Source organism: Streptomyces sp. NPDC033966 (assembly GCF_055575955.1).
On record NZ_JBVIRQ010000003.1, the window covers coordinates 501,160 to 522,959 of the forward strand.

Annotated in this window: 23 protein-coding genes; 11 read left to right on the plus strand and 12 right to left on the minus strand. The window is 74.3% G+C overall.

Going from position 1 to position 21,800, the window contains the following annotated elements:
• Positions 1-39 precede the first annotated feature (39 nt).
• The 4 genes from ACZ518_RS11235 (at position 40) to ACZ518_RS11250 (ending at position 5,311) form a co-directional block, all read left to right on the plus strand.
• On the plus strand, positions 40-501 hold the full coding sequence (locus ACZ518_RS11235) for a roadblock/LC7 domain-containing protein (RefSeq protein ID WP_469112762.1): 462 nt from the start codon (positions 40-42) through the stop codon (positions 499-501).
• Between the two features lie 86 nt (positions 502-587).
• Positions 588-959 (plus strand): hypothetical protein, encoded by a 372-nt coding sequence (locus tag ACZ518_RS11240; RefSeq protein ID WP_469112763.1) that lies wholly within the window; start codon positions 588-590, stop codon positions 957-959.
• A gap of 184 nt (positions 960-1,143) precedes the next feature.
• Positions 1,144-4,707 (plus strand): bifunctional glycosyltransferase/CDP-glycerol:glycerophosphate glycerophosphotransferase, encoded by a 3,564-nt coding sequence (locus ACZ518_RS11245; protein ID WP_469112764.1) that lies wholly within the window; start codon positions 1,144-1,146, stop codon positions 4,705-4,707.
• 121 nt (positions 4,708-4,828) lie between these two features.
• Positions 4,829-5,311: a VOC family protein gene (locus ACZ518_RS11250; protein ID WP_469112765.1), complete on the plus strand. Its 483-nt coding sequence runs from the start codon at positions 4,829-4,831 to the stop codon at positions 5,309-5,311.
• A 13-nt stretch (positions 5,312-5,324) separates the two neighbouring features.
• On the opposite strand, the gene ACZ518_RS11255 is transcribed toward ACZ518_RS11250, so the two are convergent.
• Both ACZ518_RS11255 and ACZ518_RS11260 read right to left on the minus strand, forming a co-directional pair.
• Positions 5,325-6,455: an agmatine deiminase family protein gene (locus ACZ518_RS11255; protein ID WP_469112766.1), complete on the minus strand. Its 1,131-nt coding sequence runs from the start codon at positions 6,453-6,455 to the stop codon at positions 5,325-5,327.
• 110 nt (positions 6,456-6,565) lie between these two features.
• Positions 6,566-8,107, minus strand: coding sequence for an APC family permease (locus ACZ518_RS11260; RefSeq protein WP_469112767.1), 1,542 nt, complete (start codon positions 8,105-8,107; stop codon positions 6,566-6,568).
• 177 nt (positions 8,108-8,284) lie between these two features.
• Here ACZ518_RS11260 and ACZ518_RS11265 point away from each other — a divergent pair, with 177 nt between their 5' ends.
• A complete protein-coding gene (locus tag ACZ518_RS11265) occupies positions 8,285-8,917 on the plus strand; it encodes a TetR/AcrR family transcriptional regulator (RefSeq protein WP_469112768.1) in 633 nt (210 codons plus the stop codon).
• Positions 8,918-9,096: 179 nt separating this feature from the next.
• Here ACZ518_RS11265 and ACZ518_RS11270 read toward each other — a convergent pair whose 3' ends face one another.
• Positions 9,097-9,819: an SIR2 family NAD-dependent protein deacylase gene (locus ACZ518_RS11270; RefSeq protein WP_469112769.1), complete on the minus strand. Its 723-nt coding sequence runs from the start codon at positions 9,817-9,819 to the stop codon at positions 9,097-9,099.
• Positions 9,820-10,027: 208 nt separating this feature from the next.
• On the opposite strand from ACZ518_RS11270, the gene ACZ518_RS11275 reads away from it, so the two are divergent.
• The 3 genes from ACZ518_RS11275 to ACZ518_RS11285 are packed head-to-tail and all read left to right on the plus strand — an operon-like array spanning position 10,028 to position 12,284.
• A complete protein-coding gene (locus tag ACZ518_RS11275; protein WP_469112770.1) occupies positions 10,028-10,489 on the plus strand; it encodes a hypothetical protein in 462 nt (153 codons plus the stop codon).
• 16 nt (positions 10,490-10,505) lie between these two features.
• On the plus strand, positions 10,506-11,381 hold the full coding sequence (locus ACZ518_RS11280) for an ATP-grasp domain-containing protein (protein ID WP_469112771.1): 876 nt from the start codon (positions 10,506-10,508) through the stop codon (positions 11,379-11,381).
• A 42-nt stretch (positions 11,382-11,423) separates the two neighbouring features.
• A complete protein-coding gene (locus ACZ518_RS11285) occupies positions 11,424-12,284 on the plus strand; it encodes a GNAT family N-acetyltransferase (protein ID WP_469112772.1) in 861 nt (286 codons plus the stop codon).
• Between the two features lie 85 nt (positions 12,285-12,369).
• On the opposite strand, the gene ACZ518_RS11290 is transcribed toward ACZ518_RS11285, so the two are convergent.
• The 3 genes from ACZ518_RS11290 to ACZ518_RS11300 all read right to left on the minus strand — a co-directional run bounded on the left by ACZ518_RS11290 (position 12,370) and on the right by ACZ518_RS11300 (position 13,993).
• On the minus strand, positions 12,370-12,813 hold the full coding sequence (locus ACZ518_RS11290) for an SSI family serine proteinase inhibitor (protein WP_469112773.1): 444 nt from the start codon (positions 12,811-12,813) through the stop codon (positions 12,370-12,372).
• A 216-nt stretch (positions 12,814-13,029) separates the two neighbouring features.
• Positions 13,030-13,494, minus strand: a complete 465-nt coding sequence (locus tag ACZ518_RS11295; RefSeq protein ID WP_469112774.1) for a Crp/Fnr family transcriptional regulator — start codon at positions 13,492-13,494, stop codon at positions 13,030-13,032.
• Positions 13,495-13,690: 196 nt separating this feature from the next.
• Positions 13,691-13,993: a hypothetical protein gene (locus ACZ518_RS11300; protein ID WP_007262440.1), complete on the minus strand. Its 303-nt coding sequence runs from the start codon at positions 13,991-13,993 to the stop codon at positions 13,691-13,693.
• 240 nt (positions 13,994-14,233) lie between these two features.
• On the opposite strand from ACZ518_RS11300, the gene ACZ518_RS11305 reads away from it, so the two are divergent.
• Positions 14,234-16,180, plus strand: a complete 1,947-nt coding sequence (locus tag ACZ518_RS11305; protein ID WP_469112775.1) for a glycoside hydrolase family 5 protein — start codon at positions 14,234-14,236, stop codon at positions 16,178-16,180.
• A 15-nt stretch (positions 16,181-16,195) separates the two neighbouring features.
• Here ACZ518_RS11305 and ACZ518_RS11310 read toward each other — a convergent pair whose 3' ends face one another.
• Together ACZ518_RS11310 and ACZ518_RS11315 are read right to left on the minus strand one after the other, a co-directional pair.
• On the minus strand, positions 16,196-16,858 hold the full coding sequence (locus ACZ518_RS11310) for an HAD family hydrolase (RefSeq protein ID WP_469112776.1): 663 nt from the start codon (positions 16,856-16,858) through the stop codon (positions 16,196-16,198).
• A complete protein-coding gene (locus ACZ518_RS11315) occupies positions 16,855-17,205 on the minus strand; it encodes an ArsR/SmtB family transcription factor (RefSeq protein WP_469112777.1) in 351 nt (116 codons plus the stop codon). The genes ACZ518_RS11310 and ACZ518_RS11315 overlap by 4 nt, the downstream gene beginning before the upstream one ends.
• A 72-nt stretch (positions 17,206-17,277) precedes the next feature.
• On the opposite strand from ACZ518_RS11315, the gene ACZ518_RS11320 reads away from it, so the two are divergent.
• Entirely contained in the window at positions 17,278-19,281 is a 2,004-nt protein-coding gene (locus ACZ518_RS11320) for a heavy metal translocating P-type ATPase (protein ID WP_469112778.1), read from the plus strand.
• Between the two features lie 25 nt (positions 19,282-19,306).
• Here the strand turns inward: ACZ518_RS11320 and ACZ518_RS11325 are convergent, their stop codons facing one another.
• Together ACZ518_RS11325 and ACZ518_RS11330 are read right to left on the minus strand one after the other, a co-directional pair.
• Positions 19,307-19,501, minus strand: coding sequence for a hypothetical protein (locus tag ACZ518_RS11325; RefSeq protein WP_469112779.1), 195 nt, complete (start codon positions 19,499-19,501; stop codon positions 19,307-19,309).
• 10 nt (positions 19,502-19,511) lie between these two features.
• The gene (locus ACZ518_RS11330) at positions 19,512-19,976 is read right to left on the minus strand and encodes a hypothetical protein (protein ID WP_469112780.1); all 465 of its coding nucleotides are present in this window, start codon (positions 19,974-19,976) and stop codon (positions 19,512-19,514) included.
• A 90-nt stretch (positions 19,977-20,066) separates the two neighbouring features.
• Between ACZ518_RS11330 and ACZ518_RS11335 the strand changes: the two genes are divergently transcribed.
• Positions 20,067-20,390, plus strand: a complete 324-nt coding sequence (locus tag ACZ518_RS11335) for a hypothetical protein (RefSeq protein ID WP_469112781.1) — start codon at positions 20,067-20,069, stop codon at positions 20,388-20,390.
• Here the strand turns inward: ACZ518_RS11335 and ACZ518_RS11340 are convergent.
• Together ACZ518_RS11340 and ACZ518_RS11345 are read right to left on the minus strand one after the other, a co-directional pair.
• Positions 20,359-21,192, minus strand: a complete 834-nt coding sequence (locus ACZ518_RS11340) for a MerR family transcriptional regulator (protein WP_469112782.1) — start codon at positions 21,190-21,192, stop codon at positions 20,359-20,361. The genes ACZ518_RS11335 and ACZ518_RS11340 overlap by 32 nt on opposite strands.
• Positions 21,193-21,261: 69 nt before the next feature.
• On the minus strand, positions 21,262-21,711 hold the full coding sequence (locus ACZ518_RS11345) for a hypothetical protein (protein WP_469112783.1): 450 nt from the start codon (positions 21,709-21,711) through the stop codon (positions 21,262-21,264).
• Positions 21,712-21,800: the final 89 nt, after the last annotated feature.

A 21,800-nucleotide genomic window follows, 5' to 3' on the forward strand; every position in this document is an offset into this window, starting at 1 on the left:
CGCTCCGAGCGCAGGCAGCCCGAGGAGAGGAAGGCCGACATGAGCCCGCCCATGGTGCCCGCCGAGGCCGAAGCCGACATACTCGCCGAGCTCCGGCGGCTGCGAGCCCGCGTCCCCCAGCTCACCGGGGTCCTCGCCGCCAGCGCCGACGGCCTGGTGCTCGCCCAGGAGAGCGCGGCCGGCGAGGCCGAGTCCCTCGCGGCCCTGACCGCGGCCGCCCTCGGCGTGGCCCAGCGGCTCAGCGACTGCACCGGGCAGGGCGGCTTCCGCGAGCTGCTCGTACGCGGCGAGCACGGATACGTCGCCACCTACGCCGCGGGGGACGCGGCCGTCCTCACCCTGATCGCCGAACCGCGCGTCAACGTCGGCCGCCTCCACCTGGAGGCCCGGCGCTCCACCCTGCACATCACCGAGCTCATAGACCACAGCCTCGGCCGCCGCGGCGCCGAGGCGCCGGCCGCCGGCGCAGCGCCCCCGGGCCGTGATGCGGACCGTTCCTGACCTTCTTCGACAGTAAACAGGCAGTACGCCACAGCAAATCATCCGGCCCGTACGGTACGGGCCACTGCGGAAAGAGGAAGAATCCCATGATCAATGTGGAGACCGCTCTCAAGGAAGCCGCCGGCATCGAGGGTACCCTCGGCGCGGCCCTCGTCGACTACGGCAGCGGCATGCCCCTCGGTACCGTCGGCGGGAGCAAGGACCTGGACCTGGCGGTGGCCGCGGCGGGCAACACGGACGTGGTCCGGGCCAAGGTCCGGACGATGGAGATGCTCGGCCTGAAGGACGAGATCGAGGACATCCTGATCACACTCGGCAACCAGTACCACCTGATCAGGCTGCTGAAGGGGCGCAGCGGCGAGGGGTTCTTCCTCTACCTCGCGCTCGACCGCAGCCGGGCGAACCTCGCGATGGCCCGGCTCCAGCTGAAGAAGATCGAAGCCGACCTGGACATCTGACAGCGGCCCCGGGGCCGTGACGGCACGGTGGCGGGCGGCGGAATTCTTTGCCGTCCGCCCCGGCGGACCTGGGGATATGTCCGAGATGGGCGGACTTTATCATCCTGTTACAGAGTAAGATGCTGTAATCAGCTGATCTTCAAACCCGCCGATAAAGCCAAAAACGCTGGAGAACCCGTCACCCATGCCCCCGCGCCTGAGCATCGTCGTACCCGTCTACAACGTCGAGCTCTATCTCGACGAGTGCCTGGAATCCATAGCAGCTCAGACGTTCGCCGACTTCGAGGTCGTGATCGTCGATGACGGGTCCACCGACACCAGTGCGGTGATCGCCAAGGCCTTCGCTGAGCGTGACAAGCGCTTCCGGGTGGTCCTCCAGGAGAACGCCGGCCTCGGCGCCGCACGGAACGTCGGCTTCCGTCACGCGACGCCGGGCAGCGAGTACATCGCGTTCGTCGACAGCGACGACACGATGCCGACGTACGCCTACCAGCGGATGATCGACTCCCTCGACGAGACCGGCTCGGACTTCGCCGCCGGCAACGTCACCCGCTTCCGGTCCGTCGGCATGCAGCAGTCGTGGGGCCACCGGGTCGCATTCGCGAACGACCGGCCCAAGACCCACATCTCGAAGTTCCCGGCGCTGGTCACCGACCGCACCGCGTGGAACAAGGTCTACCGCCGCAGCTTCTGGGAGGAGCACGGCTTCCAGTACCCGGAGGGCATCCTCTACGAGGACGCCCCCGTCAGCGTCCCCGCGCACTACTTCGCCGAGAGCGTCGACGTCATCAGCGACGTCGTCTACCACTGGCGGGTCCGCGAGACCGGCGAGCGCTCCATCACCCAGCGCTCCACCGACCCGGTCTCCGTCATCGACCGCGTCACCTCGGTCCGCCTGGTCCGCGAGGCCCTGCTCGCCAAGTCCGGCGAGAAGTACGCCCGCTACCTGCGCGACTACGACCACAACGTGCTCAGCGAGGAACTGCCCCTCATCTACAAGTACGTCGGCGAGGGCGGCCCCGACTTCCGCGCCGCCTTCGTCAAGGAGGTCGGCGGCCTCATCCGGGAGATCGGCACCGAGCCGTGGTCCGAGCTGACGGTCGCCGACCGGCTCAAGGCCTACCTGGCCCGGGAGGGCCGCGTCGAGGAGTTCATCGCCCTCACGCGCCACCAGAGCGACTTCAGCTACAGCGTCCCGGTCAAGGGACTGGCCCGCCCGCAGGCCGACTACCCCTTCCTCAAGGCGCCGGTACCGCCCAAGCTGCTGACCCTCGGCACGCGCGAGCGCCGCGTCGTCAGCCGCCTGGAGCAGGCGGTCTGGAGCGATGGCAAGCTCTACCTGCGCGGCTACGCCCTGCCCGGGCACATGGGCGCCGAGAGCCGCCTCGGCTCGCGCAAGATGCTGGTCTTCCGCGAGCAGGGCAAGCGCCGCCGCACCGTCGTCAGCGCCCGCACCGTCGCCTCCCCGATGGCCACGGTGAACACCCCGCACCTCGCCCTGCGGCACGCCGACTGGGCCGGCTTCACCGCCGTCGTCGACCCCACGGTCTTCCAGTCGGGCGGCAAGTGGCAGGACGGGATATGGACCACCTCCATCGCCGTCACCGGGGCCGGAGGACTGCACCGCGCCCGCCTCAAGGGCGGCGAGCACGACAGCGGCATGGCCCCGCCGGCCCACTGGGTCACGCCCGACGTCCGCATCATGCCGACCGTCGCGGGCTCCCTCACCGTCCACGTCGAGGTGGTCCGGGCCCGGGTCCTGGACGTCCGCCGCGGTGACGGCACCCTGGAACTCGCCGGCGAGCTCGCCGCCGAGGTCGGCACCGGCGCCACCCTGCACGCCCAGCACACCCGCACCGGCACCGTCGTCAGCGTCCCGCTGACCACCGGAGCCGCCGCGGCCGGCGGCCGGAGCGCCTTCACGGCGGTCGTCCCGCTCGCCGAGCTGGCCGCCGTCCCGGCCGCCGAGTCGAAGCCCGGCGTCTGGACCCCCGAGCCGTGGGAGCTCTCGGTGGTCCGCGCCGACGGCACCCGCCACCCCCTGGCCCACGACGAGCGCGGCGGCTTCAACGGCCTCGTCGCACCGCTGCCCGGCACCGCGGGGGAGCGCGCCGTCTTCGCCAAGCGCGGGACCACCGGACACCTCGTCCTCTCGGTCCAGCCCTCCCCGCCGCTGGTCGACACCGTCACCGCGCGCGACGGCACCCTGACCCTGGGCGGCGTCTTCCACGCCCCGGAGGCCCACGCCGACGAGGCGTACGAACTGGTCTTCCACGACCAGCACGGCACGGAGTTCTGCTACCCCGTCACCCGTGACGGCGACCGCTTCGAAGCCTCCTTCGAGCCCGTGCTGCCCGAGCCGTACGCCGGCCGCACCACCATCCCGGCGGGCCGCTGGTGGCCCACCCTGCGCCCCGTCGCCGAGGGCGGCACCACCGCGGGCCTCCTCGGCGTCGACCGCGGCGCGCCCGTCCAGCTGATCGCGCCCGCCGTGAACTCCGGCCCGTACCCCGTCACGGTCCTGGGCCGCCGGATGCGCGTCGAGTCACGCCTGCGCGACCGGATGGTCCTGGTCAGCGACCCGCTGCTGAGCCCGCACGACCGCTCCCGCTACGCGCAGCGCATCGCCCGCGACGAGACCTACCCGGCCCAGCGCCGGCTGCCGGTCAAGGACATGGTCGTCTACGACACCTTCCAGGGCCACGCCGCCGGCGACTCCCCCCGCGCCATCCACGAGGAACTCGTGCGCCGGGGCGAGAAGCTGGACCACGTGTGGCTGGTCCGCGACGGCCGGGCCGAGGTCCCGCCGACCGCCCGCGCCGTCCAGTACGACAGCCTGGAGGCCTGGGAGGTCCTGGCCCGCGCCCGGTACTACGTCGTCAACGACAGCGTGCCGTCGCACTTCCTGCGCCGCCCGGGCCAGACCGTCGTACAGACCTGGCACGGGACGCCGATCAAGCAGATCGGCTACGACTACACGCACGACTACTACACCAGCCCCGAGGTCCTGGAGGGCCTGGAGCACGACAGCGCCCAGTGGACGCTGCTCGCCTCCCCGGGTTCGTACGCCACGCCCGTCCTCCAGCGCGCCCTCGGCTACAAGGGCGAGGTCATCGAGGTCGGCAGCCCGCGCACGGACGCCCTCGTGCGTCCGGACGCCGAGCGGATCGCGGAGGTCCGGCGGCGGCTCGGCCTGCCGGAGGGCAAGAAGGTCGTCCTCTACCTGCCCACCTGGCGCGAGAACCGCGAAGGGTTCTCCGGCGGTTACAAGCTCGACCTGCGCATCGACCTGGACGCGGCCCGCCGCGAGCTGGGCGAGGACCACGTCCTGCTGGTCCGGGGCCACTACCGGGTGAACGAGCAGCTCCGCGACGGCGTGCGCGACGGCTTCGTCGTCGACGTCTCGCGCTGGCCCGACACCACCGATCTGCTGCTCGTCGCCGACGTCCTGATCTCGGACTACTCCTCCGCGCTCTTCGACTTCGCGCTGACCGACCGGCCGATCCTGCTGTTCACGTACGACCTGGAGCACTACCGCGACACCCTGCGCGGCTTCACCTTCGACCTGGAGGAGAAGGCCCCCGGCCCGCTGCTGGCGGATTCGGCGAGCCTGATCGCGGCCGTGCGCGACGCGGACGCCCTGGGCGCCGAGTACGCCGACGCGCGGGCCGCGTTCCGCGCGGAGTTCTGCGACCTCGACAACGGCCGGGCGGCCGAGCGGGTCGTCGACCGCATGCTCGGGATGTAGCCCTCACGGGTGAACGTACGGACCGGTCCCGCGCCCCCCGATGAGTTTCGGGCGCGGGACCGGTCTGTATGTGAGGGACGGCGCTCCAGCCCCCCCCGCACCCAACCGCCCGGAGGCAGTCATGACCACCAAGGGTTTCACCACGTGCCTGTGGTTCGACGGCGAGGCGGAAGCCGCCGCCGACTACTACCTGTCCGTCTTCAAGGACGGCCGGATCCTGCGGACCGGCCGCTACACCGAGGCGGGCCCGGGCCCGGCCGGGTCGGTGCTGGTCGTGGAGTTCGAGATCAACGGCCAGAAGTTCGTGGCGCTGAACGGCGGCCCCGAGTTCCACTTCACCGAGGCCGTCTCCTTCCAGATCCACTGCTCCGACGAGCAGGAGGCGGACTACTACTACGACACGATGACCGGCGACGGCGGCCAGGAGTCCGCCTGCGGCTGGGTCAAGGACAGGTTCGGCCTCTCCTGGCAGGTCATCCCGCCCGGCGCCATCGACCTGATCAGCGACGAGGACCCGGGCCGCGCCGCCCGTGCCACGGCCGCCATGCTCCGCATGAAGAAGCTGGACGTGGCCGAGATGCGGCGGGCGGCGGACGCGGGTTAGAGCCGGAGGCGGATCAGCGCACGCGCGGGACGTGCTGCGTCACGCAGTGGACGCCCCCGCCGCCCCAGGCGAGGTTGCGGGCCGGGGCGCCGACCACCTGGCGGCCCGGGAAGAGCGCGGCGAACTGGGCGAGCGCCAGGGCGTCGGCCGGTTCGCCCGCGGTCGGCACGACGACGTTGCCGCTGGTCTCGTAGAAGTTGGTGTAGCTGAACGTCCGCACCATCAGCCCGTTGTGCCGGAACTGCGGCTGGTGGTGCATCTCCACCGTCTGGAAGGGCCGCCCGCAGGCGTCGGTGGCGGCGTCCAGCACCGCCTTGTTGGCGGCCATCCGGTCGTGGTTGGGGTCGGCGGGGTCGGGCTGGGTGTGCAGCAGCAGCCTGGCCGGGCCGAGGTAGGCGGCGACGAGGTCGACGTGCCCGTTGGTGATGTCGTCGCCGGCCAGGCCGTACGGCAGCCAGATCACCTTGCGCGCGCCGTACGAGGCCAGCAGCGCGGCCTCGATCTGCGCGCGGGTCATGCCCGGGTTGCGGTTGGGGTGGAGGAGGCACTCCTCGGTGGTGATGAGGGTGCCCTGGCCGTCGGTGATGACGGATCCGCCCTCCAGGACCATGTCCACGGGCTGCCGGGGGACGTCCAGGTACCCGCAGACACCGACGGGCAGGAAGTCGTCCTTGTCGTACGGGTACTTCCCGCCCCAGCCGTTGAAGCCGAAGTCCAGGCCGGCCGAGCGGGTCCGCGCGTCGTTCACGGTGAAGACGGGGCCGGTGTCGCGGGCCCAGCAGTCGTTGACGGGGTACTCGGTGACGGTGACCGAGCTGCCGCACCGGGCCCGGGCCTGCGCCGCCTGGCCCGGTTCGGCGACCATCACGACCGGTTCGAAGCGGGCGATGGCCTGGGCGATGCCCGCTATCTCGCCCTGGACCTCGCCGAGCAGTCCGCCCCACCCGACGTTCCTGTCCCACGGCCAGGCCATGACGCAGGCGGAGTGCGGCTCCCATTCGGCGGGGGCGTGGTGCCGCTCGCCGCCCAGGGCCTGCTGCGCGTCCTCGGCGAACGCGGGGACCGGGCCGCCCAAGAGGGGGTACGCGGCGGCGGCGAGGGCGGCGGCGCCGAAACCGCGCCGGCTCATGCGTGGCAGGGGCATGACATTTCTCCTTCTGCTGGTGGTGGTGGGGAGGGGGAGGGGGGAGGGGGAGGGGGGAGGGGGAGGGCCCGGCGGGTGTCCGGCGGTGGCCCGCCGGACACCCGCCCGGGTCAGGGGGTTCCGGTGGCGGGTGCGCCGGCGGGCGCCGCCGCGGCCCGGTCCTCGTGGGCTCGCGCCGCCCGCAGCGTGTCCTGCGGCTTCTTGACGGCGAGGTAGAGGAGACCGGCGGTGATCACCGCTCCGGTGCCCAGCAGGCCGGCCCAGATCTGGTACCAGGGGGCTCCCGGCGGGGCCAGGACCGCGCGCGGCCAGCAGACGTTGGCCACCTCGAAGGCGGTCCAGAGCACGGCCAGGACGTTGAGGAAGGTGCCCTTGCGGCCGAGCCGGACGTGCCCGGACGGTACCCACGTACCGCGCAGCCGGGCGATCAGCGCGGCCAGGCTCACCAGGAAGAAGGGCAGGAAGGTGGCCGCGGTCCCGAAGGCGATGAGGCTGCCGATGGCGGTGGCGTTCAGGCCGAGCAGCAGGCCGGTGCAGGAGACCAGGGTGGAGGCGATCAGGCCGCCGATGGGGGCCTGGCGCCGGTTGACCCGGCGGACCTGCCGGGAGAAGGGGAACACCCCGTCCCGGGCCAGCGAGTACACCCCGCGGGCGGCGCCGCCCTGGGAGGCCATGGCGCAGGCGAGGAAGCCGACCAGGACCACCGCGACGAAGGGCTTGTCGGACCAGGAGCCGAAGGCCGTGACCACGGCGGTGGTCACCGGGTCGAGGTCCTCGCCGGCGACGACGGCCCGCGGGTCGGGGTGGGCCAGGGCGACCGCCATCGCGTTGAGGATGACGACCAGGCCGACGCTGAGCAGGGCCCACCACATGGCGCGCGGCACCTGGCGCCCGGCGTCCTTGGTCTCCTCGGCGGTCGAGACGCAGGCGTCGAACCCGATGAAGCCCCAGCCGGCGACGGCGAGGACGGCCAGGAAGGCCATCGCGGTCGACCCGCCGGACAGCTCCTCGGCGCCGAGCGTCTCCGTGAACATCGAGAAGCCGTGCTCGCGGAAGAACAGCAGCAGGGTGAAGCCGACGAGCACGGAGGCGACGGCCTCGGCGGCGATGCCGAGCGAGACGAACCAGCTCAGGATCCGGATGCCGTACGCGTTGACCAGCATGCAGGCCACCAGGATCCCGGCGGCGACCGCGACCAGGGCGCCCGGTGAGGGGACCGCCCCGACGAGGGCGAAGACCCAGGGGGCCGCCAGGTACGCCACGGTGGTGTTGCCGAACATCACCGCGAACTGCCAGACCCAGCCGCTCATCCAGCCGAACGACGGACCCAGCAGCCGCCGGCCCCACTGGTAGGGGCCGCCGGCCAGCGGCCACTGCGATGCCAGCTCCGAGTAGACGTTGACCACCAGGCACTGCCCGAGCAGGACGATCGGCAGCGCCCACACCCAGGCGGGCCCGGCGATCATCGTGCCGACCATCGAGACGGCGTAGAGGGCGACCACGGGCGAGACCACGGCGAAGCCCATGGCGATGTTCCCGAGGACGCCGAGGCTGCGGTTCAGCTCCTGCTCGTAGCCCAGGTCGCTCAGGCGGGCGGCGTCGGAGTCCCCCGGCAGGTCCGGGCCGGGGGCGAGGGGGGAAAGGTCTGGCATGCGCACCTCTGGAGGCGGGGGAGCGCCGGCGCCCGCACCCGGGCGGGCCCGGAGTGCTCCGGAACGTAAATCTAACCTTGTTAGGTATCGGGAATGCGGGGACCTTAACCCGGCCCGGACCTCTTGGGAACCCCTCCCTCCCGGTAACCTGGCGGCGGAGAACGAGGGGGGAACACCGTGGGCCGACCCAACCAGCCGCTGCTCAACCGCGGGATCATCGCGCGCGCGGCCCTGGGCCTCCTCGACGAGGAAGGCCCCCAGGCCCTGAAGATGCGCACCCTCGCCGACCGCCTCGGCGTGCGCGGCGCCTCGCTCTACCACCACGTCGCCTCCAAGGACGACGTACTCGACGCGGTCTCGGAGCTGATCAACGAAGAGATCGACCTGAGCCCGCTCGACGATCCGCGGTGGCGCGAGGGGATCGCCGCGTACGCCCGGGGCTACCGGCAGGTCTACCTCCGCCACCCGAACGCGATCGCCCCGGCGGCCCGGCGCCAGGTCGCGGCCGACAAGGCGCTGCGCGGCTACGACGCGCTGCTCGCCGCGCTCGTCCGGGCCGGCTGCGCCCCGGCCCGGGCGGCCGAGGCCGCCGCCGCCGTCGACTACCTGGTCCTCGGCTCGGCGCTGGAGACCTTCACGGCGGGATTCGGCCGGGCCCCGGCCGACTACCGCCCCGACTACCCGGCCCTGGCCGACGCGCTCACCGGCGCGGCCGCGACGGGCTCCGGCCTGGCCGCGCTCGACGACCGCGGCTTCGAGCTCGGCCTCGGCCTCCTCCTGGACGGCCTCGCCGCCCAGCTCGACACCTAGGCCCTGTCCGGGCGATCTTCGTGGATCAGCACACGCTTCCCCCAGCTACCGCTGGGAGGAGCCCCAGGCGCTGGACGTACTTGCGCGGACCGACAACGAGGCGAGGTGCGGTGCCTGGGGGCCCCTCCCAGCGTTAGCTGGGGGAGGCGTGGGGCCCGCGAAGACCGCCCGGACAGGGCCTAGGCGAACCGGGCCAGCAGGGCCGGGAGGGCGGTGCCGATCGGCTCGCGGACCAGTTCGTCCGCCAGCGGGTCGTACGGGGTCTCCTCCGCGTTGACGATGATCAGCCGCGCTCCCGCCTCCGCCGCCATCCCGGCGAGCGAGGCGGCCGGCTGGACCTGGAGGGTCGACCCGGCCGCGATGAAGACCTGGCACCCCTTGGCCACGGCCACGGCCCGCGCGAGCACCTCGGGGTCCAGGCGCTCGCCGAACATCACCGTCGCCGTCTTCAGGATCCCGCCGCAGGCCAGGCAGGCGGGATCCGGCTCCCCGGCGGCCACCCGGGCCAGTGCCTCGTCCATGCCCGACCGGGCGTGGCAGCGGGTGCAGAGCACCTCCCGCGACGTCCCGTGCAGCTCGAACACCTTCCGAGCCGGCATTCCGGCGAGCTGGTGCAGGCCGTCCACGTTCTGCGTGATCACCCGTACCGGGGTGCCGGACCGCTCCAGCTCGGCCACCGCCAGGTGCGCCGCGTTCGGCCGGGGAGAGAGGGACCAGAGCTCGGAGCGCATCAGCCAGGACCGGCGGCGGATCTCCGGGTCGGCCATGTAGTACTCGTACGTCACGAGCTTCTCGGCCTCGGGGTCACGCCGCCACAGCCCCTGCGGGCCCCGGTAGTCCGGAATCCCGGAATCGGTCGACATCCCGGCCCCACTGAACACTGCGACGAGCGGCTTCCCCATGCGCCGACCCTACGCAGAACCGCCGGGGCGCGGCGAACGGATTAACGTCCCGGCCCGCCCCGCCCCCGGTCCCGCCCCCGGTCCCCGGCCGCGCGGGGCCGGTCGGCGCAGGGGGAGGGGCGTTTCTGCGGTGAATCTCCACGTCCACCGGAGTGAGCTCGCGCCGCGCCCCTGACCGCCGGCGGTGGCGGGCGGCTACAAACCGGACATGACGCACATCCCGTACCGCCCGGGCGCCCTGCTGCTCGTACTGTCCGCCGCACTGTTCCCCCTCGTCGCGTCGGCGGCCCCGGCAGCCGCCCTCGCCGACCCGGTGCCGCGATGGTCCCTCCACCACCACGGTCACCACCACCACACCGCCGAGGAGATCACCGGATTCCTCACCGCCTTCTACGGGGAGCACGGCCCCTCCGCGCGGGACCGCAGCCAGCGGATCTCGCCGCAGCTGAAGGAGAAACAGGCCCACAGCCCGGACGCCGACGTCGTGCTCTGCGCCCAGGGCGTCCCGCGGGACATCGCCGTCGGCCCGGCCACCGTGGCACAGGCGGCGGGCGTCGGCTGGGCCACGGTCACCACCACCTGGGACTCCGGCGTCACCGACACCTTCACCGCGTACGTCCGCCTCGACTCCCGGCCGATCGCGCTCGACGACGTGATCTGCGCGGGCTGATCACTATCGTGGGGGAGTGAACACGACCACCACCGTCCTCTACTGCCACGACCCGCTGCACGAACGCCGGGCCGACGCCCACTTCGCGGCCGAGGCCCGGCAGTTGCGCGCAGCCGGCGGGTCCGTGGCGCTCGTCGGCCACGACGCCCTGCTCGCCGGGGACGCCGGGCGGGCCGTGGCCCGGGTCCCCGCCGGTGCCGGAGCCGTCTGGTACCGGGGCTGGATGGTCCCCGCCGAGCGGTACGCCGACCTCGACGCGGCCCTGCGGGGACGCGGCGCCCGGCTGGCCGTCACCCCCGAGGCCTACCGGCGGGCCCATGAACTCCCCGGCTGGTACGAGACGTTCGCCGCGCTCACCCCCGCCAGCCGCTGGCTGCCCGCCGCGCCGGGCGAGACCCCGGACGGGGAACGGCTCGCGGCCGTCGCCGCCGCCCTCCCGGCCGGGGCGGGCATCGTCAAGGACTACGTGAAGTCCCGCAAGCACGAGTGGCACGAGGCCTGCCACCTCCCCGACCTCGCCGACCGCCCCGCCGTGCACCGCGTGGTGAGCCGGTTCGTCGAACTCCAGGACGAGTTCCTCGCGGGCGGGATCGTCCTGCGCGCCTTCGAGCGCTTCACCGGTCCTGAGGTCCGCGTCTGGTGGCGCGACGGGGAACCCCGGCTGGTGACCCCCCACCCGGACCACCCCGGGCCCGCCGCCGTACTGCCCGGCACCGCCCTCGAACCGGTCCGGTCCGCCGTCGGGGCGCTCGGCTGCCGCTTCGTCACCACCGACCTGGCGCTGCGCGAGGACGGGGTCTGGCGGGTCGTCGAGGTGGGTGACGGCCAGGTCAGCGACCTGCACCGGGCGGTCGACCCGGCGGCCCTCGCCGAGCTGCTGACGGCCGGTTAGCGCTCCTGCGCACGTCCCCGGCGTTCTGGTACAACACCGCCCATGACGGGATTCGAGATCACCGGCGCGAGCGCCGCCGACATGGAACTGCTGCGCACCTGGGCGGACCTGGAGGGCTGGAACCCGGGGGACAGCGACCGCTTCGCCTTCGCGGTCGCCGACCCGGACGGCTTCCTGGTCGGGCGCCGGGACGGTGAGCCGGTGGCCTGCATCTCCGCCGTGCGCTACGGCGCCGGGTTCGGTTTCATCGGCTTCTACATCGCCCGGCCCGACGTACGCGGCCAGGGCTACGGCATCCGGCTGTGGCAGGCCGGGACGGACCGGCTCCGGGGGCGGCTCGTCGGACTCGACGGGGTGGTCGACCAGCAGGACAACTACCGCAAGTCCGGCTTCCGTTCCGCCTGGACCAACATGCGCTACGAGGGCGTGCCCCGGGCCGCCGGGGCGGGCGCGGCCGACGCGGACGGCGGCGTGGAGATCGTGGACGCGGCCTCGCTGCCCTTCGCCCGGCTCGCCTCCTACGACCGCCGCTTCTTCCCGGAGCAGCGGGACGCCTTCCTCGCCGCCTGGACCTCGCTGCCGGGCAGGACCGCGCTCGCGGCCGTCCGGGACGGCCGGATCGAGGGCCTCGGCGTGGTCCGCCCGTGCAGCGGAGCCTCCCGGATCGGCCCGCTCTACGCCGCCGCCCCGGAGGTGGCCGCCGCCCTCGTCCGGCGGCTCGCCGGGCACGCCCCCCGCGGGGAGGTGGCCGTGGACGTGCCCGACGCGAATCCGGCGGCGGCGGCGGTGGCCGCCGGCCTGGGGCTGGCCCCGTCGTTCGAGACGGCCCGCATGTACACGGGCCCCGCGCCGGACGTCGAGCTGGCCGGGCTGTACGGGGTCACCAGTCTCGAACTGGGCTGAGGGGCCCGGCCCGATCCGGAGGACACGGGTCATGGCCGGACGGCGGTCGCACGGCGCCGCCCGGCCGGGCCCGGGGCCGGAGCCCTCAGATGCCGAAGAGCACCCCGGTGGTGCTGCGCAGCCCGCAGGGGTTGCCGAAGGTGTACGTGTAGCTCAGCCGCCGGCCCTGCCACACGCCCTCGGCGGTGACGGTCACCGGGTTCCACTCCCGGGTGCACGCGGTGTCCGGGCGGGGAGCGGCGAGGGCGTCCAGTGAGGCCCCGGTGGCCCGCAGTTCGGCGCAGGCCGCCGCCGGGTCGGGGTGCGTGCCGCCCGGCCGCGGCGCGCACACGAGCGTCGCCGCGCGCAGTACCGTCCCGTTGACGGTGTCCTCCCCGGCCGTCACGCTGACCACGAGCGCGGACGGCGAGTACAGGCTCTGCGTTCCGGCCGGCGCAGCGTCCGCGGCCCCGGTCCCGGCCAGCGCGGTGACGGCGGTGAGGGCCATTGCTCCGGAAGCCAGTCCCAGACTCCTGGTGATGGACCGCATTTCGAACACTCCTCGGGTCGGCGTTTCGGATAACGGACGGGAGTCTTGCCGATCCGGAGCGTGAACGCCCGTTCGTACCGCCATTTCTCGTCACCGATCGTGAGCGCATGAGTGCAGTCCGCAGCGGTCTCCGTCCGCCCGCCGCCGCCGTGACCTGTGAAGGAGGGATTCCGGGAAACGGCCGAACACGCCTCCCCGAAAGGTTTGGCGCGCCCCTCAGCGGCTCGCCCCCGAACGTGGGGAGTAGAGGTCGAGGAGCCGGGTGCGGGTCTGGTGGAGCCGGACGGCGAGGACCCGCCCGACCCAGTGCCCGATCGCGGAGCCGAAGGCGGGATCGGCGTCCATCAGCATCCGGACGGTCGCCCCGTCGAACTCGTAGGCGCGCACCGGGGTCATGGCCTCGGCGCTCAGCTGCCACACGTACGGCGGGAACAGCCACGACCAGCCCACGAGCTCCCCGGGGCCGAGGCTCTCGACGGGCGCGGGGGTGCGGCGGCCGGGCAGCGGGATCTCCAGGGTCACGGTGCCGGAGCGCACGATCCAGAAGGTCTGGGCCGGCCTGCCCTCGTCGAAGAGCTGCGCGCCCTCGGGGAAGTTGACCTCACTGGCGTGCGACATCAGCCGGCCGCGGTGCTCGGCCGACAGGACGGCGGCGATCCGGATGGGGGAAGGTGTGCTCACGACGGCCTCCGATCACGACCCCCCACAAGCCTCTGGTCTCCCCAGTGTCGCCGACGCGGGCCCGGATCAGGGCATGCCGCGGTACGGGAACGGTCGGTCGTCCGCCGCCCACCGAGGGTGGCGGACGACGGGCCGGGTTGCCCCGGAGTGTCGCCCGCACCCCGGCGGAAGAAACCCCTCCGGTGGCTGCCGGGGCCTACTCCTCGGCATTGGCCTCCAGGCAGGCCAGCTCCATCGCGTCGAGCACCGCCTCGTGGCTGCGCCCGCTCAGCTCCGCGACGTTCTCGATCTGCGCCGTCGCCCAGGCGGCCAGCGTCATCACCAGCACCCGCAGTCCGTCCGTGCCGTGGTCGTCGAGGATCGCGTCGGCGACCGTCATGGCGTCCTCGGGCACCTGTTCCGGCGGCTCCAGCCCGGCGAGACCGCGCAGCATCGCCAGGGTGCGGCGGGAGATCTCCGGCGTGATCCTCGCCAGCCGCATGTCCTCGTCGTCGTCCATCAGCCCCACCCTCCGTTGCCGGCCTGCCCCTCAGGGCACGGTAGAGGCGCGGGTCCCCGCGCGGGGCGGTTTTGGCCAGGCGGCCGGGTGTGAAGGGATGGCCCACGTTTGCCGGAATTGACGCCTCCGCGTCCGAGGGTCCGGGCCGGGGCGGTCCCACGCCTTCCGCCCTGTGCGACCGGCCGGTAACTTGTCGGCCGCAGCCGCCCGGAGCGGGCGGCCGGAGCGGGCGGGAGAGAGATGAAGAGCCTCGTACGGGTGCTGCTGAGCGTGCTGTTCCTGGCGGCCGGAGCACTGCCGGCCGCCGCGGCCCCCGCGCCGCCCCCGGCCGCCGCGGCCCCCGTGTCGCCCCCGGCCGCCCCGGCCACGCCGGCCGCCCCGGCGGCCGGCACCGCCTGGACGCCCCCGCTCTCCACCCGGGGCCGCTACGTCGTCGACGCCCGGGGCGAGCGCTTCCGGCTGCGCTCCGGCAACTGGGACGGCGCCCAGGGCTCCTGGAACGGCTCCGGCGACCCCGCGGACCCCGCCACCCACCACAGCGGCCAGGACTCCCACGGCATCCCCCTCGGCCTCGACCGGGTCCCGATACCCGCGCTGCTCGCCGACTTCCGCGCCCTCGGGCTCAACAGTGTCCGGCTGCCCTTCTCCAACGAGATGCTCCGCACCGGCACCCCCGTCCCCGACGCGGCCGTCGCCGCCAACCCGGCCCTGCGCGGCCGCACCCCGCTCCAGGTCTTCGACGCCGTCGTCGCCGCCCTGACCGACGCGGGCTTCGCCGTCATCCTCAACAACCACACCGGGACCACCCGCTGGTGCTGCGGCCTCGACGGCAACGAGCGCTGGAACAGCGGCCGTTCCACCGCCCAGTGGGCCGACGACTGGGTGGCCGTCGCCCGCCGCTACCGCGACAACCCGCGCGTGGTCGGAGCCGACCTCTACAACGAGGTCCGCCGCGACACCTGGGACGACCCCAACTGGGGCCTCGGTGACGGCCACGACTGGCAGGCCGCCTCGCAGGAGGCGGCCGACCGGATCCTCACCGAGGCCAACCCGGACCTGCTCATCGTCGTCGAGGGCATCAACTGGACCGGCATCCCCCTCGACGGGTTCCCCCACGAGCGCCCCACCCTCACCCCCGTGCGCACCCTCTCGCACACCCTGGTCGTCTCCGGCAAGCTCGTGTACTCGGCCCACTTCTACGGGTACACCGGCCCCCGCCACAGCGGCGCGACCGGACTCGGCGAGACCCACGACCCCCGCTACCAGGACATGACCCGGGCCCAGCTCGAACAGACCCTCTACGACCAGGCCTTCTTCGTCTCCGCCGAGACCGGCACCCACTTCACCGCCCCCGTCTGGATCAGCGAGTTCGGCACCGGGGCGGACGAGACCGGCACCGCCCCGCGCGCCTGGTTCCAGAACCTCACCTCCTACCTGGCCGGCTCCGACGCCGACTTCGCGTACTGGCCGCTCGTCGGCTGGAGCACCACCGCCCAGGGCGTCCCGGGCGGCGACAGCTGGGCCCTGCTCCGCTACGACTCCACGGGCCGCCGCACCGGAGTCCTCGACCCCGCCGACTGGCGCACCGCCCCCTTGACCGCCCTGACCGGCGCCCCCGGCCGTACCGGGCCCGTCCCCGCCGCCCCGGCCTGGTACCAGCTCAGCACCGACCACCGGGACCACAACGCCTCCCTGCGCACCCGCGCCGCCGGGGACTGGGACAGCGGCGCCCGCAAGGCCGTCTGCCCGGACGGCGCCCGGCTGGCCGGCCTCGGCCACACCGGCGGGCGCGGCCTGTGCACCACCTCTGACCTGCGGGCCCCGGCCGGCGGCCACACGGTGGTCCGCGACGAGGCGTACGTCCCGCCGGGCGGCGACTGGGCCACCGGCTACACGAAACTCCAGTGCCCGGCGGGACAGTTCCTGATCGGGTACAGCCTGCGCGGCGAGCGGGTCTCCGCCGGCCTGTGCGCCCCGGCCCGGACGCCCCTCCCGGCGGGCGCCGGACGCACCCTCTGGTTCGACCGGGGCGACGACCGCCCGGCGGGAGCCGGCGGCGGCGACTTCGCCCGGGGCCACTACAAGGGCCAGTGCGCGTCCACCGAGTACGCGGCGGGCATCGCCTTCACCGCCCGGGTCGGTTCACGGCCCTCGCCGGCGGCCCTGCTGTGCCGCCCGCTGCCCTGAGGGCCGTCCCGCGGATCAGGCCATGTCCTCCAGCAGGGCGGGGAGTTCACGCATGTCGGTGAAGACCACCGTGCCCGGGCCCGCGAGCGAGGCCGCCGGGGTGAGCCCGCCCGCGTAGCCCAGCGAGCGCATGCCCGCCGCGCGCGCCGCCCGGACGCCGGGGAGGCTGTCCTCGACGACCACGCACGCCGCCGGTTCGACGCCCATCCGCCGGGCCGCGTACAGGAACACGTCCGGGGCGGGCTTGCCCCGCGGGACCTCGGTGGCGCTGTGGATGCGGCCCGCGAACCGCTCGTACAGGCCCGTACGGCCGAGCGTGTGCCGCATCTTCTCGTGGGAACCGCTGGACGCGACGCAGGTCGCCAGGGAGATCCGGTCCAGGGCCTCGGGCAGCCCCTCGACGGGCGAGAGCCCCGCGTCCACCGCCTCGGCGTGCAGGACCGCGAAGCGCTCGTCCCACTCCCGGGCGGTCGCGGCCCCCAGCCGGTCGGCGACCTGCTCCCGCACGTACGCGCTGGAGCGGCCCATGAACCGTTCGACGACTTCGGCCTCGGTCAGCGGCCAGCCCAGCTCGGCGCCGAGGGCCACTTGTACGCGGGCCGCGATGGGCTCGCTGTCGACGAGTACGCCGTCGCAGTCGAATATCACCAGGCGGACGGGCTCAGTTGAAACGATCATGCGGGAAGGGTAGGCGACGGCCCCGCCCCGCGGCCGGCACGCCCGTGGTGCACGTGCTCCAGCACCTGCCGGAGCAGGGCGGTGACGTGCTCGTCGTGCAGCTCGTAGACCACGCTGCGCCCGTCGCGCCGCCCGGCCACCAGGTCGAGGTGGCGCAGCAGGCGCAGGTGGTTGGAGACGGTGGGCTGGCCGAGGCCGAGGGCCTCGGCCAGCTCTCCGACCGAGCAGGGCGCGTACAGCAGCCGGGCCAGGATGCGGATGCGGGCGGGTGAGGCGAGGCCCTGCATGACCTCCGCGACCGCGGCCGCGTCGGGCTCGGTGAGCGTGGGTTCCACGGCTGGTTCCATGGGGCCACCTTAGATCGGGAGATCAGGACGTACACACGTCTATATATTTTGATGTGCTGATATATTGATGCCATGAACGACATGATGCGTGACGTCATGCGTGACGTGGCGAAGAAGGCCGGAGAGCGCGCGGAGCTGGTCAGCGCCCTGCTCGCCCTCACCGTCTACCTCACCGGGCTGATCCTCCAGCTGACCGGCAACGGCGGCCCCGCCGCCCAGGGGCTCTTCGTGACGGCCTACGTCTTCGGCGGGTCCTTCACCCTCCGCGAGGCGGTCGCCACCCTGCGCGAGGGCCGCTTCCAGGTCGACTTCCTGATGCTCGTCGCCGCGGCCGGGGCCGCCGCGATCGGCCGCTGGGAGGAGGGCGCCGTCCTCCTGGTCCTCTTCAGCCTCGGCCACGCCCTGGAGGAGTACGCCATGGGCCGCGCCCGGCGTTCCGTCGAGGCCCTCGGCGCCCTCGCCCCCCGCACCGCCCTCGTCCGGCGCGACGGCGCCGCGGAGCCCGTCGAGGTGCCCGTCGGGGAGCTGGCCGTCGGGGACACCGTCCTGGTACGCCCGCACACCCGGGTCCCGGCCGACGGGTTCGTCGCCGCCGGCGGCAGTAGCGTCGACCAGTCACCGATCACCGGCGAGAGCGTCCCCGCCGACAAGACCCCGGTGGCCGACCGGGCCGCCGCCCTCGCCGACCCCGCCGGCACCGACCCCGGCAGCCGCGTCTACGCCGGCACCGTCAACGGCTCCGGCTCCCTCGACGTCGTCGTCACCCGCCTCGCCGCCGACAACACCCTCGCCCGCGTGGTCCGGATGGTCCAGGACGCCGAGGAGCGCACCTCGCCCACCCAGCGGTTCACCGACCGCTTCCAGAAGGTCTTCGTCCCCGGGGTCCTCGTCCTCGTCGCCGCCCTGCTGGCATTCGGCGCCCTCTCCGGCGAGCCCTTCACCGACACCTTCTACCGCGCCATGGCCGTCCTCGTCGCCGCCAGCCCGTGCGCCCTCGCGATCGCCACCCCTGCCGCCGTCCTCAGCGCCGTGGGCCGTGCCGCCCGCGGGGGAGTGCTCGTCAAGGGCGGGGCGCCGCTGGAGGAGTTCGGCCGCCTGAGCACCCTCGCCTTCGACAAGACCGGCACCCTCACCGAGGGCCGCCCCCGCCTCACCGAGGTCGAGGCCGCCGACGGAGCCGGCCGCGAGGAACTGCTGCGCACGGCCCTCGCCGCCCAGCGCCTCAGCGACCACCCCCTCGCCCAGGCCGTCGTACGGGACGCGCCGGCCCTGCTGGCGGGCACCCGGGCCGACCCGGCCGCCGCGACCCCGGAAGCCGTCAACCTCCGCGCCGTCATCGGCCGCGGGGTCAGCGCCGAACTCGACGGCGAGGCCGTCCACATCGGCAGCCTCTCCTACGCCGACACCCTCGCCGGGCCGCCCGTACCCCCCGCCCTGCGCGAGCGCACGGAGGAGCTCGCCCGGACCGGCCGCACCACGATGCTGGTCCGCCGGGGCGACCGCTGGCTCGGCACCCTCGGCCTGATGGACGCCCCCCGCCCGGAGGCCGCCGCGACCGTCGCCGCCCTGCGCGCGCTCGGGGTGACCCGCACCGTGATGCTCTCCGGCGACGACCAGCGCGTGGCCGACGCCGTGGCGCGCGAGGTCGGCATGGACGAGGCCCTCGGCGGCCTGATGCCGCAGGACAAGGTCACCGAGGTGGCCCGGCTGCGCCGCACCGCCCGTACGGCCATGATCGGCGACGGGGTCAACGACGCCCCCGCCATGGCCGGGGCCACGGTGGGAGTGGCCATGGGCGCGGCCGGCTCGGCGGTCGCCCTGGAAACGGCCGACATCGCCCTGATGTCCGACGACCTGCGCCGCCTCCCCTTCGTCACCGGCCTCAGCCGCCGTGCGAGCCGGATCATCCGGCAGAACCTGTGGCTGAGCCTGGGCATCGTCGCCGTCCTCGTCCCGGCCACCGCGCTCGGCCTGGGCATCGGCCCGGCCGTCCTGGTCCACGAGGGCTCCACCCTGGTCGTCGTCGCCAACGCCCTGCGCCTGCTGCGGCACCGGGACCCCGCCGAGGGCAGCTGACGACACCCGCAAGGGCCTCCGCCGGTCAGGCGGAGGCCCTTGCGCGGCCGCGCCGGACGTGCCGTGCGAGAGCGAAGACCGGGCCCGGGACGAGCGGCGCACCGGCCGCTACCCACAGCGCCGACGCGCCGGCCCGGTAGTCGTGCACGGCTCCGACGAGGAGCACCGAGCGGGCGAGAACCCCGAAGGCCGGGATCGCGGTACTGATGTGGCGGCTCATGGCGGCAAGGTCACCGACGGCCCCCGGGGCCCCGCCCACCGGGGGCCTCCACCTCCAGGAATCGCCGCCCCCTCGGGCCGCGGTACAGCAGGCACTCCCAGCCGTGCCGCTCCAGCTCCGCCGCGCAGGCCTTCAGCCGGTCCTGCTCCTCACCGGCCGCGCCCCCGCCGGGCGGACCGGCCCAGGTGACCTCCACCCGGTCCGCGCCGCCCGTCACCCGGTAGCCGGTCCGGGTGCGCCGGCCCCCGGCGTCCACCGCCGACGGCGGGAAACCCGCCGCCTCCAGTACGAGGGCCACCGCGCGCGGCACCAGCCGCAGCTCCCAGGGGGCCGGCGCCCCCGCCCCGCCCGCGAGCAGCCGGCGGATCTGCAACAGCCCCTCGTACGCCGTGCGCACCTCGGCGGCCCGGTCCGCGCCGGACGCCTCGGGGCCGTCGCCGGTCGCGGGCTCGAAGCCCTGGGGTCGCGTCTCCACCGCCGTCCTCCACCGTCTGAGTACCCCGTGCCGGGCGGACTGAGTATCCGCCCCGATCCACCGCCGCGGCGCCGCTGCTGGAATGAACGCATGAACACCCCGGCACCCGAAACCCCCCGCCCGCGCCTCGGGCACGTGACCGCCGCCGGCTCCGCGCTCGCGGTCGCGCTGGTCCCGCTCGTGGTCGGCGTGCTGATCGCCAAGGGCGTCGCCGCCGACCCGCACGCCCCCGTCAACGCCCTGATCACCGGCGGCGGCCAGCGTGCCGGGCTGCCCCGCGCCGAGTGGAGCCGGCGCGGGCACGGCGCGGTGCGCCGGCTGCGGACGGTCCGACGGGGCACCGCCCGGCGCTGCGCGGCCGTCCGCGACCGCCGCCTGACCCTCAGGAGACCAGCGGCTCCTGGAGCTCGGTGACCCACCCCTCCGGGTCCTCCGGGCAGGCCAGCGCCAGCTCACGGGCGTAGCCGGCCGAGCGGTGGCCGTGCGCGTCGATCCACCGGGCCAGGGCCTGCGCCGTCGGCAGCACTCCGTCCATCGCCCCCCGGTGCACCACGGTCGCCGCCCGCTCGACCCCGGGCAGCTCGACGATCCGCACCCCGGCCCCGAGGTCCTCGGCGCGGACCGCCGGCGCCACCGGGAGCCCGGCGTGCACCAGGACCGATCCGGGCTCGCCGCCCGGAGCCTCCTCGTAGTAGGCCAGACCCGGACCGGCCGGAACCACCCCGGCGGTCTCGACGCGGCGGCACAGGTCCTCGTACAGAGGACCGATGACCGGCCCGATGTCCTGCGGGGCGTAGCTCGCGGCCACCCCGCTCAGTTCGGCCAGCCGTACCGGCGGCAGGCTCTTCACGACGATCTCGTCCGCGGACATGGTTCCCTCGCTCTCGATGGTCCGGAGCCTCGTCTCGACCTGGACCAGCCGGGCCGCCGCCTCGGCAGCGGCGGTCTCCAGTTCCGCCCGGCGCAGCCGCAGCATCCCGCGCAGCTCCTCCGTGCCGACCTTCTCGTCGAGCACCGCTCCCACCTGTTCCAGGCTGAAGCCGAGCTCCTTGAGCGCGATGACGCGGTTGAGGCGGGCCAGTTGGACCGCCTCGTACGAGCGGTAGCCGGTCAGGGGGTCGACACGGGCGGGGCGCAGCAGTCCGAGCGCGTCGTAGTGGCGCAGCATGCGGACCGAAACCCGGCCGTGCTTGGCGAAGTCTCCGATGGTGAACATGACGCCTCCAAGTGCACGGCCTGACACGGTGTGAGGGTCAAGTCTGCCCGGCCGGGGGATCCGGTCCGGTCAGCGGCCGTACTGGCGTACGCACAGGTCCACGATCGACGGCGGGACCGCGCCCTCCGCCGCCTCGCACAGCTCCTCGCCGCGCGGCGGACGCGGCACGCGCACCGCGGGCGGTTCGGGGGGCCGGGCGTGCCGGGGTGCGGCGGGCTTCGCGGGGCGCTGCGCGGGCGGGCGGGCCCGGTGGACGGGCGGCGGCACCCGAGGCGGCGGCGGGGCCGCCGCCTCGGGCTCCGGGAGCTCGCCCAGCGGCAGGGACGGCTCCGGCGGCGGACCGTGGGCGTGGGGCGCGCCGGTGACGTCGGGGGCGTCCGGCGCCTCCGGAGCGTCCGCGGGCGGTACGGAGCCCCGCGCCGGGCCCGGGCGGCCGGACTCCGGGCCCACGGACACGCAGCCGGCGCTCGCGAGGAGCGCGAGGAGGGAGAGGGGCAGGGCGGCCCGGCGTAACTGCATCCGACCACCATGCCGCAGTCCGGGGCCGCGCGGATCCGGCGGCTCACGCGTCCGGGTGACGGGGGAGACCGGACCGGTCGTTGCCGAAT

Bases quoted from the DNA above. Each gene is read 5' to 3' on its own strand.
- ACZ518_RS11275 (WP_469112770.1), top strand. From the start codon at position 10,028: ATGACGCACATCCCGTACCGCCCGGGCGCCCTGCTGCTCGTACTGTCC.
- ACZ518_RS11235 (WP_469112762.1), top strand. From the start codon at position 40: ATGAGCCCGCCCATGGTGCCCGCCGAGGCCGAAGCCGACATACTCGCC.
- ACZ518_RS11320 (WP_469112778.1), top strand. From the start codon at position 17,278: ATGAACGACATGATGCGTGACGTCATGCGTGACGTGGCGAAGAAGGCC.
- ACZ518_RS11260 (WP_469112767.1), bottom strand. From the start codon at position 8,107: ATGCCAGACCTTTCCCCCCTCGCCCCCGGCCCGGACCTGCCGGGGGAC.
- ACZ518_RS11305 (WP_469112775.1), top strand. From the start codon at position 14,234: ATGAAGAGCCTCGTACGGGTGCTGCTGAGCGTGCTGTTCCTGGCGGCC.
- ACZ518_RS11240 (WP_469112763.1), top strand. From the start codon at position 588: ATGATCAATGTGGAGACCGCTCTCAAGGAAGCCGCCGGCATCGAGGGT.
- ACZ518_RS11285 (WP_469112772.1), top strand. From the start codon at position 11,424: ATGACGGGATTCGAGATCACCGGCGCGAGCGCCGCCGACATGGAACTG.
- ACZ518_RS11335 (WP_469112781.1), top strand. From the start codon at position 20,067: ATGAACACCCCGGCACCCGAAACCCCCCGCCCGCGCCTCGGGCACGTG.
- ACZ518_RS11255 (WP_469112766.1), bottom strand. From the start codon at position 6,455: ATGCCCCTGCCACGCATGAGCCGGCGCGGTTTCGGCGCCGCCGCCCTC.
- ACZ518_RS11245 (WP_469112764.1), top strand. From the start codon at position 1,144: ATGCCCCCGCGCCTGAGCATCGTCGTACCCGTCTACAACGTCGAGCTC.
- ACZ518_RS11270 (WP_469112769.1), bottom strand. From the start codon at position 9,819: ATGGGGAAGCCGCTCGTCGCAGTGTTCAGTGGGGCCGGGATGTCGACC.
- ACZ518_RS11300 (WP_007262440.1), bottom strand. From the start codon at position 13,993: ATGGACGACGACGAGGACATGCGGCTGGCGAGGATCACGCCGGAGATC.
- ACZ518_RS11290 (WP_469112773.1), bottom strand. From the start codon at position 12,813: ATGCGGTCCATCACCAGGAGTCTGGGACTGGCTTCCGGAGCAATGGCC.
- ACZ518_RS11340 (WP_469112782.1), bottom strand. From the start codon at position 21,192: ATGTTCACCATCGGAGACTTCGCCAAGCACGGCCGGGTTTCGGTCCGC.
- ACZ518_RS11325 (WP_469112779.1), bottom strand. From the start codon at position 19,501: ATGAGCCGCCACATCAGTACCGCGATCCCGGCCTTCGGGGTTCTCGCC.
- ACZ518_RS11310 (WP_469112776.1), bottom strand. From the start codon at position 16,858: ATGATCGTTTCAACTGAGCCCGTCCGCCTGGTGATATTCGACTGCGAC.
- ACZ518_RS11250 (WP_469112765.1), top strand. From the start codon at position 4,829: ATGACCACCAAGGGTTTCACCACGTGCCTGTGGTTCGACGGCGAGGCG.
- ACZ518_RS11345 (WP_469112783.1), bottom strand. From the start codon at position 21,711: ATGCAGTTACGCCGGGCCGCCCTGCCCCTCTCCCTCCTCGCGCTCCTC.
- ACZ518_RS11315 (WP_469112777.1), bottom strand. From the start codon at position 17,205: ATGGAACCAGCCGTGGAACCCACGCTCACCGAGCCCGACGCGGCCGCG.